General features: G+C 68.4%; 17 protein-coding genes. All 17 read left to right on the forward strand.

Annotation, left to right across the window (positions count from 1 at the left end):
* The first annotated feature begins 22 nt into the window (after window positions 1-22).
* The 17 genes from B2W79_RS08035 (at window position 23) to B2W79_RS08115 (ending at window position 13,808) form a co-directional block, all read left to right on the forward strand.
* Window positions 23-937: a phage major capsid protein gene (locus B2W79_RS08035; RefSeq protein ID WP_292788459.1), complete on the forward strand. Its 915-nt coding sequence runs from the start codon at window positions 23-25 to the stop codon at window positions 935-937.
* The gene (locus tag B2W79_RS08040) at window positions 937-1,323 is read left to right on the forward strand and encodes a hypothetical protein (RefSeq protein WP_292788461.1); all 387 of its coding nucleotides are present in this window, start codon (window positions 937-939) and stop codon (window positions 1,321-1,323) included. Before B2W79_RS08035 ends, B2W79_RS08040 begins: the two co-directional genes overlap by 1 nt.
* A gap of 18 nt (window positions 1,324-1,341) precedes the next feature.
* Complete coding sequence (locus B2W79_RS08045; protein ID WP_292788463.1) at window positions 1,342-1,785, forward strand: hypothetical protein; 444 nt, start codon at window positions 1,342-1,344, stop codon at window positions 1,783-1,785.
* Entirely contained in the window at window positions 1,782-2,117 is a 336-nt protein-coding gene (locus B2W79_RS08050) for a hypothetical protein (RefSeq protein ID WP_292788465.1), read from the forward strand. The genes B2W79_RS08045 and B2W79_RS08050 overlap by 4 nt, the downstream gene beginning before the upstream one ends.
* Window positions 2,118-2,126: 9 nt before the next feature.
* Complete coding sequence (locus B2W79_RS08055; RefSeq protein ID WP_292788467.1) at window positions 2,127-2,387, forward strand: hypothetical protein; 261 nt, start codon at window positions 2,127-2,129, stop codon at window positions 2,385-2,387.
* Window positions 2,388-2,409: 22 nt separating this feature from the next.
* Window positions 2,410-2,799, forward strand: coding sequence for a hypothetical protein (locus B2W79_RS08060; protein ID WP_292788469.1), 390 nt, complete (start codon window positions 2,410-2,412; stop codon window positions 2,797-2,799).
* Between the two features lie 66 nt (window positions 2,800-2,865).
* On the forward strand, window positions 2,866-3,654 hold the full coding sequence (locus B2W79_RS08065) for a hypothetical protein (RefSeq protein WP_292788471.1): 789 nt from the start codon (window positions 2,866-2,868) through the stop codon (window positions 3,652-3,654).
* A 79-nt stretch (window positions 3,655-3,733) separates the two neighbouring features.
* A complete protein-coding gene (locus B2W79_RS08070) occupies window positions 3,734-4,111 on the forward strand; it encodes a hypothetical protein (RefSeq protein WP_292788473.1) in 378 nt (125 codons plus the stop codon).
* Window positions 4,112-4,595: 484 nt separating this feature from the next.
* Window positions 4,596-8,060, forward strand: coding sequence for a tape measure protein (locus B2W79_RS08075; RefSeq protein WP_292788475.1), 3,465 nt, complete (start codon window positions 4,596-4,598; stop codon window positions 8,058-8,060).
* A 60-nt stretch (window positions 8,061-8,120) separates the two neighbouring features.
* Window positions 8,121-10,190 (forward strand): fibronectin type III domain-containing protein, encoded by a 2,070-nt coding sequence (locus B2W79_RS08080; protein WP_292788477.1) that lies wholly within the window; start codon window positions 8,121-8,123, stop codon window positions 10,188-10,190.
* Window positions 10,187-11,200, forward strand: a complete 1,014-nt coding sequence (locus B2W79_RS08085) for a hypothetical protein (protein WP_292788479.1) — start codon at window positions 10,187-10,189, stop codon at window positions 11,198-11,200. Before B2W79_RS08080 ends, B2W79_RS08085 begins: the two co-directional genes overlap by 4 nt.
* Window positions 11,201-11,220: 20 nt before the next feature.
* Window positions 11,221-11,892: a hypothetical protein gene (locus B2W79_RS08090; RefSeq protein ID WP_292788480.1), complete on the forward strand. Its 672-nt coding sequence runs from the start codon at window positions 11,221-11,223 to the stop codon at window positions 11,890-11,892.
* Complete coding sequence (locus B2W79_RS08095) at window positions 11,892-12,104, forward strand: hypothetical protein (RefSeq protein WP_292788482.1); 213 nt, start codon at window positions 11,892-11,894, stop codon at window positions 12,102-12,104. Before B2W79_RS08090 ends, B2W79_RS08095 begins: the two co-directional genes overlap by 1 nt.
* Window positions 12,105-12,119: 15 nt before the next feature.
* A complete protein-coding gene (locus B2W79_RS08100; protein WP_292788484.1) occupies window positions 12,120-12,299 on the forward strand; it encodes a hypothetical protein in 180 nt (59 codons plus the stop codon).
* Entirely contained in the window at window positions 12,299-12,922 is a 624-nt protein-coding gene (locus B2W79_RS08105) for a hypothetical protein (protein WP_292788486.1), read from the forward strand. The genes B2W79_RS08100 and B2W79_RS08105 overlap by 1 nt, the downstream gene beginning before the upstream one ends.
* A complete protein-coding gene (locus tag B2W79_RS08110) occupies window positions 12,922-13,425 on the forward strand; it encodes a hypothetical protein (RefSeq protein ID WP_292788488.1) in 504 nt (167 codons plus the stop codon). The genes B2W79_RS08105 and B2W79_RS08110 overlap by 1 nt, the downstream gene beginning before the upstream one ends.
* On the forward strand, window positions 13,422-13,808 hold the full coding sequence (locus tag B2W79_RS08115) for a hypothetical protein (protein ID WP_292788490.1): 387 nt from the start codon (window positions 13,422-13,424) through the stop codon (window positions 13,806-13,808). Before B2W79_RS08110 ends, B2W79_RS08115 begins: the two co-directional genes overlap by 4 nt.
* Window positions 13,809-13,820: the final 12 nt, after the last annotated feature.

The raw sequence follows: 13,820 nt of genomic DNA on the forward strand, positions 1-13,820 counted from the left end.
CTTCTGAAAGGAGCACCCCAACATGGCAGTTTTCAGCACCGCAGATGCGAAGGTCCTCATGCCTCGCACCATCGCGGACGGCATGGTCAAGGAGTCGAAGTCGCTCTCCACGGTCGCGCGCCTCTCGGGCCGCGAGCCGATGCGCTTCGGCGAGGTCGACCTCATCACCTTCAACGACTTCCCGAAGATGGAGTACGTCGAGGAGGGTGGCAACAAGTCCTCCACGTCGACCGGCTTCGGTGCGGTCACCGCGAAGCCCCACAAGGGTCAGGTCACTCTCCGCTTCAGCAATGAGGTGCAGTGGGCCGACGAGGACTACCAGCTCGGCATCCTCCGCGAGGTCGCCGACGCCGGGCAGGTCGCGCTCTCGCGCGGCCTCGACCTCGGTCTGCTCCACCGCATCAACCCGCTCAGCGGCTCGGTGATCACCGGGTGGGACATCTACGTCACGGCCACGACGAAGCGCGTCGAGCAGGACACCGCCGACGCCGACGACGACTTCCGCGCCGCAGTCGGGCTGCTGGTCGGCGCGTCGAAGCAGGTCAACGGCGCCGCCATCGACCCGAAGTTCGCGTGGGCACTCGCGAACCTCAAGCGTCGCGACGGCTCCGGTGACACCTCCGACCTGCGATACCCGCAGCTCGGCTTCGGCACCAACGTGACCGACTTCATGGGCGTGCCCACCGCGCAGGGTGACACCGTCTCCGGTGTCCCCGAGGCCCCCGACACCGGCGTGCGCGCCATCGTCGGCGACTTCCGCAACGGCATCCGCTGGGGCGTCCAGCGCGAGCTGCCGATCGAGATCATCCGCTACGGTGACCCGGACGGCCAGGGCGACCTCAAGCGGAAGAACCAGATCGCCCTCCGCCTGGAGATCGTCTACGGCTGGTACGTCTTCACCGACCGATTCGCCGTCGTCGAGGACAAGGTCGCCTGATGGCTGACCAGATCCGGCTCACTCACCGCCGTACCGGGGTCGTCGTCAACGTCGACCCCGGTACCCGCGCGATCCTCGATCGCGAGTGGATCGAGGAGGGCGAGGAGCTCGAGGAGTGGCTGCACGAGCTCGACTCGGACGGCTCCGACGGCTCTGAGGACTCCGAGGACTCCGACGGCTCCGAGGACTCGGACGGCTCCGACGGCTCCGAGGACTCCGACGAGTCCGACGAGCCCACCCAACCTCCGGCGGGCAACGCGTCCCGAGACGAGTGGGCGGCGTTCGCCACCGGCCTCGGGATCGTCGTCGAGGACAGCACCAAGCGCGACGAGATCCGCGCGCAGGTCGAGCAGTTGCTCGACGCCGGCGACGAGTCCGGCGAATAACACAAGGGGGTGGGCCGAATGGTCGAACCGTTCGCCGACAAGGCGTACTACGAGGAGAACTTCGGCACACCCCCGGCCGCGATCGCGGGCCGGCTCGACAAGGAGCTGGCCCGCGCATCGCGGTACCTGCGCGCCGAGTGCCCTGGCATCGACGGGCGCATTCAGCTGTGGGCCATCGACCCGACCGCCGACGGCGCGATCGACCCTGACCTGGCCGCGGACGTCGTCTGCGAGATGGTCAAGACCGCGGCCGCCTCTGTGGGTGACGGCGTCGAGTCCTCGCAGATGGCCGCCGGCCCGTACTCGCAGTCGGTGAAGTACATCAATCCCTCCGGCGACCTGTTCCTCACCAAGAAGCAGCGCCGCCTCCTGGGCTACTCCGCCCAGCAGGCCTTCACCGTCAGCATGGCCCCGGCATACCGCGACGACCCGCTCGCCGACCTCGGGCTGGTCGACCGATGATCGGCGAGACCGTCACCGTGCTGCATCGCGTCGACGGCGAGGAGAACGCGCACGGCGAGCCGACCCACACGCTCGTCGAGACCGACGTCGACGACGTGCTCGTCGCCCCCGGCCCCCGCGCCGACGTCCCCGACACGGCTCGGCCCTACGGCACGGTCGTCGCCTGGAACCTGCACTTCCCCAAGACCTTCACCGGATCACTGCGCGGCGCACTGATCCGCGTCCGCGGCCAGGCGCCGTGCAAGGTGATCGGCGACCCTCAGCCCTACACCGCCGAGAACACCCCGACCCGCTGGTGGATGCCGGTCGAGGTCGAACGCTCCGACGGGTAGGTGATCGCCGTGGCTCAGCGCATCCCCGTGCAACTCAACCTGCGCGGCCTGAACACCATCATGCGGTCACCCGAGGCTCAGGCCATCGTCGAGGACGTTGGGCGGCGCATGGCGGCCGCCGCCGGCAACGACTTCGAGTACGTCGCCTCTCCGCACCGCTGGGTCGCCCGCGGGTACGTCCAACCGAAGAACGCCCGCGGCATGCGCGAGCAGGCGAGGAACGCGGCGCTCGAGCGGGCGCTCGGCCAGGCCAAGAACACCGGCAGCTGACCTCACGGCGAAGGGAGACGCGATGCCTTTCCCCGACGCGCAGGCGATGACCCGCCAGTTCCTCTTGCCCGTCGTCGCGCCGCATCGCGTGGTCGGCACGGTACCCGCCGAGCGGCCCGCGACCTTCGTGCGCGCCTGGCGCAACGGCGGCAGCGCCTCGAACCGCGTCGTCGACCGCCCGCAGATCACCGTCGAAGCCTGGGCGCCCGATTCGGTCGCGGCCTTCGAGCTGCTCGAAGCGTGTCGCACGGCCCTCCTCAACGACCACCGCCGCATGCCGCTCGTCCGGCACGTCGAGGAGATCGCCGGGCCGTATTGGTCGCCCGACCCCGACACAGACACCCCACGTTGGCGCTTGACCGTGCAGCTCACCGTCCGCGCCCGTAGGGGCCTGGCTCACCCCACAGCCTGACCTCCGGCATTCGGCCGGTCGTCACCAGCGCCGGTCATGTCCGGCTCAACCCAAGGAGACACACTCATGACCGTGAACGCGAACAACGCGCGGATCTTCGGATCCGACAACGACGCGATCTACCTGGCCCCACTCGGCACCACGCTGCCGACCAGCCTCGACGACGAGCTCGACCCGGCGTTCGAGGACGTCGGCTGGCTCAACGGCGACGGCATCACCGAGTCGCTCACCGGCTCCGTCGAGAAGTCCCGCGGCTACCAGGGCAACGGCGTCGTCCGCACGCGCATCAGCGAGCCCGGAACCACCGTCGCCTTCGTCGCACTCGAGACCAAGAAGCAGACCAACGAGCTGCGCTACGTCACGAAGGCGTCCACGACGACTGCCGGCGTCCGCAAGACGACCCGCGGATCCGGCCAGCGCGTCGTCAAGCGCGCCTGCGTGATCGACAAGTTCGACAGCGACGACGTCACGATCAAGGAGCGCGACGTCATCGGGGTGCTCGAGATCAGCCCGAACGGCGACCGTGTCGCCACGAACGCCGACATCGCCATGTACCCCTTCCTCGGGGAGATCATCGGCGACTACGACCACTACGAGACGGATCTCGAAGCGGCCGACGGCGCCGGTGCTCAGGGCTTCGCGGCCATGTCCGCTCCCGACGAGTCGTGGACGGTCTCGCAGCTGAAGACCTACGCGGCCGACAACGAGATCGACATCACGGGCGCGACGCTCAAGGCCGACATTCTCGCCGCCGTCGAGTCCGGCGCGACCGCGACCGACGCGGGCGAGACCACCCCGGATGCCGCCACCGGCACCGCGGGCGAGACCAGCGCCACGGACACCTCCGCGGCGTGACATACCGGTGGGCGGCGTTCGTGACCCCGACGCCGCCCACCTCATCAACCACCCCGGGGTCAGATAGGGGTCAACCATCATGGCAACACCGAAGAAGCCGCAGGACCACCAGCCGAAGAAGCAGAGGCCGATCGACGTCGAGATCGACATCGCCGACCCGACCGAGGAGGAGCCCGAGCGCGTCCGCAAGGTTCCCGGCAAGCAGGTCACCGTCGACGGCATCGACGTCCGTGTGCCGGACGAGGCGCTCGACGACTTCGAACTCCTCGACGACATTCGCGGCGTCCAGGACAGCAACGACGTCTCCCGCATGCCGTCGCTGCTGCGCCGCCTCGTCGGCCACGACTACCGCCGCATCCTCGACGAGATGCGCGACAAGAGCACCGGGCGCGTTCCCGCCGGCAAGGCCTCGGAGTTCGTCTTCGCCGTCTTCCAGGCGCTCAACCCTTCCTCCTGAAGCTCGCGAACGCCCTCGCACACCACGAGGGCGCTCTGCGGGCATCGCTCCAATCCGAATACCGCCTGCGGCTCCTCCCGGATGGGAAGGGCCGCACCGACCCGGCCCGATCGATCGCCGAGCTCAGCGACTACGTCGAGCACCTTCCCTCCGGGTGCGCGCTCGGCCGCGAGCTCGGCGGCGAGGGCGCACTCTCGGTCGAGGCGCAGCTGCTCCGAGAGGTCGAGTTCACCATCCGCCGCGTCTCCTTCCAGGAGGCCGGCGGCAAGGGCACGCCGCCGAAGCCACTTGAACTGCCTAAGCCCGCGCACGAGGCGCGCGCCGAGGCCGCCGAGATGGACGAGAAGCTGCGCCGCCACCACGCGCGCGCCGCTCGCCGCCGCGCCTGACCGCCCGACGAGGCACAGCCCGGCACCTGCCGACCCGCTGTGCCTCGTCGCGCATCCGCCACGCCCCTGGGGCGTCTCGCCCGAAGGGGGTCACCGTGGCAACTCCGGTCGAGATCGCGAACGCGTACGTCGCCCTGACGGTCAAGGCCCCCGGTGCGAAGCGCGAGGTCGAGAAGGCTCTCGGCAGCGCGACCGGAGCCGCCGACGGCGCTGGCCGCTCAATCGGCGATCGCCTCGTCGCCAGCGCGTCGAAGGTCATCAAGGTCGGCAGCGCGACCCTCGGCGCCACACTCGCCACCGGCATCGGCACCGCCCTGTGGAAGGGCTTCTCCCGACTCAACGCGATCGACACCGCTCGCGCCAAGCTCACCGGACTCGGCAACGACGCCGGCTCCGTCGAGCAGATCATGAAGAACGCGCTCACCTCCGTGCGCGGAACGGCCTTCGGTCTCGGCGATGCCGCCACCGTGGCCGCGCAGGCGGTCGCCGCTGGCATCAAGCCCGGCCGCGACCTCGAGGCCGTGCTCAAGACCGTCGCGAACACCGCGGCCGCGGCAGGCACCGACCTCGGCGAGATGGGCTCCATCTTCTCCAAGGCGATGTCGCAGGCCAACGGCATCCAGAACGACGTCCTCAGCCAGCTCGCCGACAAGGGCATCCCGATCTACGCCGCTCTCGGCAAGCAGCTCGGCGTCACTGCGGGCGAGGTCTTCAAGCTCGCCTCCTCCGGCAAGATCAACTTCGACCAGTTTGCCGCCGCTGCCACCGCGGCCGCGGGAACCGTCGCGTCGGAGATGGGTAACACCGTCGGCGGCTCGTGGGCGAACTTCATCGCCTCACTCGGCCGCATCGGCGCCGGACTCCTCGGCGGCGTTTTCCCGCAGATCGCGCCAGCGCTGCAGGCCATCACAGCCGCTTTCGGCCCACTCGAAGACATCGCCGGGCAGGTGGGCGACAAGATCGGCCAGGTGCTCGCGCCCGCCGCCGAGTGGTTCGTCCGCGCGCTGCAGGGCAAGGTCGACGTCAGCTGGATCGGCGAGCTGTGGACCACGCTCTCTCCCGTAGCTGTTCTCTTCCAGGCGCTGCAGCCGATCCTGCCAGTCGTCGGTAAGGCGTTCTCGGACATCGGATCCGCGATCGGCGGAGCGCTCGTCCCTGTCCTCCCGGCGCTCGTGTCGCTGATGGACGCCGTCGTCCCGCTGCTGACGACCACCATCGTCGCTGTGCTCCCGATCGTCGTGTTCCTCATCCAGGGACTCGCGGCCGCGGTCTCCTTCCTGGCTCCACTGATCCTCGACGTCGTGACAGCCGTAGTGAGCTTCGTCGCTGCGAACGCGGACTGGATCTCCGGTCTCGTCGTCGCTGGCGGTGTGATCGCCGGAGTCGTGGCGGCCGTGAGCACCTACCGAGCAGTCCAGGCCGGCTATGCCGCCGCAACCTACGGGGCGACGGCGGCCACCTACGCCTCAGGTATCGCGGCGAAGGTCGGCGCAGCTGCCTACGCGATCCAGAACCTGGAGCTCATGAAGCTGGCCGCGAGCCTGCGCACCAACGAGGCGCTCTCGATCCGGTCCAAGGTCGCGATTCTCGCGAGCGCGGCCGCCACGAAGGTTGCCGACGCTGCCACTCGACTCTTCAACGCGACGGTCAGGGCGAACCCGATCGGCTTCCTCATCGGAGCGATCACGGCGCTCGTCGGCGCACTGGTGTGGTTCTTCACTCAGACCGAGCTCGGCAAGACGATCTGGCAGGAGTTCACCCGCTTCCTCGGCGAGGCGTGGGCGAACATCTCCGGGTTCTTCATCGCGGCGTGGGAGAACGTCATCCAGCCGGTCTTCCAGAAGATCGGCGAGATCGCGACCTGGGTCTACGAGACGATCCTCAAGCCCGTGTTCGACGGGATCATGGCCGTTGTCTCGTTCCTCGCGGCCGGGTTCAAGCTGCAGTTCGACCTCATCGTGAACGCTTTCCGCCTCGTCGGCGCGGTCGCGGTATGGCTCTGGACGAACGCCCTGCAGCCCGCCTTCACCGCGATCGGCGCGGCCGCGGCGTGGCTGTGGCAGAACGCGATCAAGCCCGCCTTCGAGGCCATCGGCGCGCTCGTGTCCTGGCTGTGGACGACGATCATCCAGCCGGTCTTCGCCGCGATCGGCGCGGTCTTCTCATGGGTCTGGACGAGCATCATCCTCCCGATCACCGAGTCGATCAAGGCAGCGATCAACGCCGTCGGCGCCGTCTTCGAATGGCTCTACAAGAACATTGTGAAGCCGGTCTGGGATGGCATCTCCGGAGCGATGAAGGCCGCGTGGAACTGGATCAACGCGTACGTCTTCACCCCGTTCAAGGTCGGCGTCAGCCTCATCGGGCAAGCGTTCGAGAACGTCGCGAAGACGATCGGCAAAGCATGGGACGGCATCAAGAAGGCCGCCGCCGTGCCAATCAACTTCGTGCTCGATACCGTCTGGAACAAGGGCCTGCGGTCCTTCTGGAACGACATGGTCGGCACCCTCGGGCTCGACGATATGAAGCTCCCGAAGGCGTCGCTGGTGAAGTTCGCCTCCGGTGGCGTCATGCCCGGATACACCCCGGGCCGTGACGTGCACCAGTTCTGGTCGCCGACCGCCGGTGGGCTCGCCCTGTCGGGCGGCGAGGCGATCATGCGCCCCGAGTTCACTCGCCTCGTCGGCGGCGCCGCTGGGGTCGATGCGCTCAACGCAGCGGCCCGCAACGGGCGGCTGCCGTTCGGCGACGGAGAGGGCAACTTCTTCGGCGACGTGTGGGACTCGATCACCAAAGCCGCGTCCGTCGCGTGGGAGTTCATGACGAACCCCGCGCAGGCGATCAAGACGCATGTGATCGAGGGCATCATCCGGCCGCTCATGGGCGGGCAAAACCTCTTCGGGCGCACGGTCGGCGGACTGGCGGAGAAGACCCTGATGGGCTTCGTCGAGCTGTTCAAGGCCGCAGCGCCTAAGGGCGTCGGCACCAAGGGCATGGGCTGGGAAGCGATGTGGGGCATCGTGCAGAACGCGCTGCCCGGTGCGGTGATGACCTCGAACTTCCGACCGGGAGCGAGGACCGTCAACGGCGGCCAGTCGTACCACGCCCTCGGGCGTGCGATCGACATCGTGCCGGCCAGCATGGCGACCTTCAACGCGATCGCGAAGCTGTTCCCGAACGCGTCCGAGCTGATCTATACCCCGGCAGGGAACCGGCAGCTGCAGAACGGCAAGCCTTTCGCGGGCTGGTCCGAGGCCGTCAGGCGCCAGCACTACAACCACGTGCACCTGGCGATGGCCTCGGGCGGTGTCGTCCCAAAGCTGTACGACCAGGGCGGGTGGCTGCCCCACGGAGGCATGGCGGTGAACCGCTCCGGCAAGCCCGAAGCCGTGCTCACCAACGACGAGTCCCTCGCTCTCCGGCGCGGACTCGGCGGCCTCGCCGACGGGGACCAGGTGGTCATCGTCGTCGAAGGCACCCCGCTCACGGGCACGGTGCGTCGCGTCCTCAAAGACTCGATGCCATCCGCAGTCGCCGTGCATTCGGCGCTCGCGCGCTGATCCTGCCCACCGCAGTGGCCCCGCCCTCGCGGCGGGGCCACTCGTCATCGAGGAGTCCACATGGTTGACAAGAGCGTCGGATCCGCCGGCACGCTGCGAATCACCGACGACGGGACCACGGTTCGCTATTACGTGTTGTGCGGCGACCCGCAGACCAACGTCGGGACGTATCGGTTCTCCATCAACGGGACCGCGTACACGACGACGCTCCCGGCGGGGTTCGGAGTCAAGCTTCTCGCCTACCGGACGTTTACCGCGAGCGGGACTGCGACGCTGTCGCAGCAGGCCACTGGCACGATGGGACTCGGCGGCGCAGCGTCACTGTCGGTTGGAATCAACCGGGCGAAGCCGGCAGCCCCGAGCGGCCTCTCGGCAACCCGCCACAACGAGGAGATCCAGATCCTCAACTGGTCGCGCAAGGCCACCTACACGAGCGTCGTGGTCCAGCGGCGGGTCGACAACGGAGCGTGGCAGCAGATCGGCATCCCGTCGGGGAACGCGTACACGTTCGCCGACGTGAACACGTCATTCGACCACAAGTACGACTACCGCGTCGCCGGTCGCACCGCCGCGGGGCAGTCCGCATGGTCGAACATCGCGACGATCTTCACTACCCCGGCACCGCCGACGCACGTTGTCGCCAAGCGCGTCGGGAACAACATCGAGGTCGGTCTCCGCTTCGACGAGGACGGGACCGCATGGGTCGACTCGTACGAGATTTACGACGGCGTAGGTTTCGTCGCGTCGGGCGTGGAGTACCTGCCGTGGACGCACGTCAACCCGAACCCCACCGTTCCGCACACCTACACGATGAAGGGCGTCCGGCAGGGGCTTACGAGCGCCCTGTCCGCACCGTCCAACACGGTCCAGATTCTTTCCGTCCCGAATGCTCCGACGGGTCTCGCCCCGAATGGTGCGGTACGTCCGAGCGATGAGCAGGTGCGGCTCTCATGGACGCACAACCCCATCGATGCGTCTGCGCAGTCCGCCTACGAGCTCCAGTACCGAGCAGTCGGCGGGTCGACCTGGACGACCGTCTCGGGCACCACGGCGGCGTTCCGTGAGCTGGCACTCGTATCGGGATCATGGGAATGGCAGGTGCGGACAAAGGGCGCGCACCCGGCGCTCTCGGCATGGTCCGCGACGGCTACAACCGATGTGGTTGAGCGCCCCGGAGTGGCCATCACCCAGCCGGACACGGTCTGGGAGGCGTCCGTCCTCCCCGTCGAATGGTCGTGGTTGCAGACGCAGGGCCGCCCGCAGTCAGCCTGGCAGCTCGAGCTGCTCAACGCGGCCGGGGACGTGGTCGAGTCGCGCGCCGGCAGCGGGGCGGCGACGTCTGCCACGCTCAACCGCCGCCTCACCGCGGCCGACTGGACTGTGCGCGTGCGCGCGGCGACCGGTGACATCTGGTCGGACTGGGCTGAGGAAGCCTTCACCGTCGTCTTCGACCCGCCCGGAGAGCCCGCCCTGTTCGGGGAATGGGACGAATCTCAGGGAGGTGTCGAACTCACGATCACGCTCTCAGACGATCCGGACGCCGTGCCGACCGCCGCTGTGATCGTCGAGCGCTCACACGACGACGGAGAGACCTGGGATCTCGTCGCGGAGCTTGCGCAGGACACCGTAGTACTCGACTTCGAGTCGGTCAGCTTCGGGGATGTTCGGTATCGGGCAACCGCGTTCACCGCAGAGGGAGCGACCGCAGTCACCGAGCTGGCGGTCGAGGCGCGCTCGGACGTCGTGTGGCTGGCCGGAGGCCAGGGGTTCGGAGTCACAGCACGGCTGCCCTACGACCCCAGCATCCAGATCACGGCGGGACGGGAACGGGCGCTGAAGCGCTACGCGGGCCGCACCCACCCGGTTGCACTGACCGGGCAGGCGCTCTCCCGGACGGTCGGCATCTCCGGCCGCACGTTCGACCGCGACGAGGCCACCGCCGGCGTCGAAGAGCTCGTGCGCATCGCACAGCTCGAGACCGAGCTGTTCCTGTTCCGCGACCCCGACGGGCGCCGCATCTACGGCGCGATCGGTGACATTCAGCTGCCGCGCCAGTCGTCGACTCCTCATCCGGACGGATGGGAGGGCGTCTGGGGCTACAGCCTCACCCTGACGGAGGCCACTCGATGAACGGTTGGTCGTTCGAACTCCTCGACAGCGAGGACCGCCCCCTCGGCACCCTTGACGGGGTGACCGGGGGGTCGGGGGAGATCGTCGCTCAGAGCGCGCTCGGCGGCTCTGGCTCCCTCGACATCGACCACCGGCAGGACATCGACTGGATGCGCCACCGCGTGCGCGCTCTGTTCACCGCCGGGGACAGCTCGTGGCCCATGGGCACCTACCTGCTCAGCTCGCCGAGGGAGAACCACACCGAGATGGGGGTCTCGTACTCGGTGGGTCTGCTGACCAAGATGAACGTCCCCAACGAGGACACCGTCGAGGGTCGCTACACGCTCCCCGCCGGGACCGCGATCATCCCGACCGTGGTCGCGCTCATCGAGTCCACCGGCGAGACGCGCATCGCCGCCACCGCCTCGGCCGCCGTGCTGACCGCCGGTCTCACATGGGAGGCGGGCACCTCGAAGCTCACCATCATCAACGACCTCCTGCAGGCCGCCGGGTACTGGTCGCTCTGGTGCGATGGGTCCGGGTTGTTCCGTGTCGAGCCGTACGTCGACCCGGCCTCTCGGCCGGTCGCGTTCGAGTTCGAGCACGGAGAGAAGAGCCTCCACTTCCCGGACTGGAATCGCGAGCAGGACCACACCTCGGTGCCGAACCGGTTCGTCGCCGTGGGGCAGGGAGACGAGGAGGCGCCGCCGCTGGTCGGCGTCGCGACGAACGAAGACCCGGGCTCGCCGTATTCCTTCCAGCAGCGCGGCCGCTGGATCACGGCCACCGAGGAAGGCGTCGAGGCGGCGAGTCAGGCCGTGATCGATCAGTACGCGGCTCGCAAGCTGATCGACGCGATGACCCCGGTCTCCCGACTCGCCGTGACACACGCGATGCTCGCGCTCGATCCGAACGACCTCGTCGCCTTCACCCCTGAAGACGGCCGCCGCCGCCTCGCGACCGTGCAGCGCATGTCGTTCTCCTTCACCTTCGACACCGACGTGCAGGCCGAATGGCGGGAGGTGCTCTGATGGCAGGTCTCCTCGCACCGATGCAAGACCTCTTGCGCCCGATCATCGAGCAGCTCGACAAGCTCTGGACGCGCGTGGACCTGACGCCCGTGATCCGGTGGGGGACCGTGACACAGGCGGATCCCCTGCGCGTGCAGCTCGACGGCGACGCCGAGCCGCTGCCCCTGACCCCGCAAACCACGCTCCCGGAGCTGCGCACCGGCGATCGCGTGGTCTGCGTCGAGCAGCACCGACGGGTTCTCATCGTCCAGGCAGCGAGCCCCGCACTGCCAAAGCAGCTCTGGTTCTACGGTCCCTCGGGTTTCCAACTCACCGGCGGCGCCTCGTCCTGGCAGGTAGTCCCGAACGCCTCTCTCGTCTACACGCCACCGCGGGATCTGTGGGTCGATGTCACCGTCGGCGCCGTCGTGAAGGCGTCGTCCGGCGGGGGATACGTGATGATCGGCTGCAACATCACCGGAGGCGCGACGCTTGCGCCGGACTCGCCGCCCGACGGCGGGGCCAGCATGTCGAGCTGGACGCCCTTCTGCTCGTCGACCGTCGATACGCACATCAACGCCCCGACGAAACGGATCCGGCTGCCCGGGGGCGTACCCACCACCTTCACGTTCTGGTCCCGACGAAACGTGAGCAGCGGCACCCATACGTGCAACTACGCGATCGGCACGATCCGACCAGTGAGGTGGGCGTGATGAACGAAGAACTCCGAGCGCTCCTCGTCGCCGTCATGGTCACGGCCGGTCTGCCTGTCGACTCGTCCGAGGAGATCGGCTTCCATCTCGCCCTGCACTACCCCGAGCACGCCCAGGCGATTCTCGACTACCGGCCACCCGCGCCGGCGGACATCGCCGAGGACACCGAATCCACCGTCGAGCCCCCGGTCACCCCGGGGGCTCAGGACTAACCAGGAGGTTGCGCGATGTCCGACACCCCCGAAACCCCCGGCGCGCTCGTCGCCGTCTCGGACCCTGAGAAGCTGTGTGAGCTCCTCGCCGCCGAGGACGGTCCTGACGTCGCGCTGATCGACCCGGCCGACGGCGAGCCGTTCTACGTCGGCCTCGACGACGACGGCACGCTCGTGCGAATCGAGCGCGGCTGATGGGCGGCAGCAAGTACCCCCGGTCCAAGGTCGACCTTGGCGGCGGTCGCGGCTGGCTGACCAAAGAGGCCGCGGCATCGATCATCCGCATCGACCGCGCGATCGGCCACCGTCTCCAGATCACGGAGGCAGGCCGGTCGTTCTTCCAGCAGGACCAGCACTGGCAGAAGTACCGCCGCGACGGCTGGCCGATCGCGATCAACCCTCGCAACGATCCGCCGAGCGTGCACCAGATCGGTGACGCCATCGACAGCGACGAGGCGCAGAAGTTCGTCGCGCTCATGGCCGAACACGGCTGGATCCGCACCGTCTACCGGTGGGTCGGCGGCGTGTGGACCCTCGTCGAGCGCTGGCACTTCGAGTACTTCCCGAGTCGCGACAAGCACCGATTCGACCCTGTCCCCGCGGCGAGCGGAAAGCCCGCCACCGCAATCCCCGAGGAGGAATTCATGGACATGCTCTACTTCTACTGCGAGGAGCTCGACACCGCCTACGTGGTGCACCCCTGGACCGGCAAGAAGCGCGCCCTGCCGTCCGCCGAGTATGAGGCCGCACTCGAGGCCGGCAAAAAGTTCAAGCGCGGCGTCAGCAAGGCCAAAGCCAACAAGATCCCGAACGCCTGATGGACGAGCCGGAACAGACCGGCGGAGCACACCAGATTCAGCATTCGAGCAAGATCGGCTGGGGGTGGTGGCTCGCCGCCACCATCGGCACAGCCGTGGCCGTCGCCGTCGTCACCGTCGCTCTTATCGCGTCGCTCCGCTCGGGCAGGGAGATCGACCCGAACCAGGTCATGCTCGCGCTGATCGCGCTCCTCGGCAGCCTGGGCGCGGTCATCATCCCCAAGCTCAACGCGGTGGGGAAGAACACGTCGCAGACGGCTGAGCACGTCGTGAACTCCCACTCCTCCACGATCCTGCGAGACGACATCGACGAGATCAAGCGGATCGTCAAAGCGACCGACTCTCGCCTGTACGGCGTCGAACAGACGCAGAACTTCCAGGCCCGCGACATCCTCGGCATCCGCGAAGAGATCGGCCAAATCCGAAAGAGCGAACGCGACCAGTGGGACGCGATCGAAACGACCGCCGGCAAGCGCCGGCAGAACCCAGGAGGCACTTCATGAGCAAGATCTGGTTCCCGCTGCAGCGAGCGATCCGCACCGCGGTGCAGGTCTTCATCGCCGCGGCGGCCGTCCTCGCAACGACCGTCGTCGTCGCCCCGCAGATCATCGACGCGGTCGCCGACGTCGTGCCCGGCCCGGTGATCGCCTGGGCGACGGCCGCGGTCACGACGCTCGCCGCGATCAGCGCGGCGATCGCCCGTGTGATGGCAATCCCCGCCGTCGACGAATGGCTCCGCCATATCGGCGCCGGCTCCGCCCCCGCGAAGTTCGTGGTCGCTCAGATCGACGGCAACGCGACCGGACTCACCCGCCGCCAGTGGCGCGCCATGCAGGACGGCGCCGACACCGGCACCGACAACGTGGCCGAACTCACCCGCAAGTGACGCCGAAAGACG

This window comes from Microbacterium sp. UBA7513 (genome assembly GCF_002478345.1).
Lineage (GTDB): Bacteria > Actinomycetota > Actinomycetes > Actinomycetales > Microbacteriaceae > Microbacterium.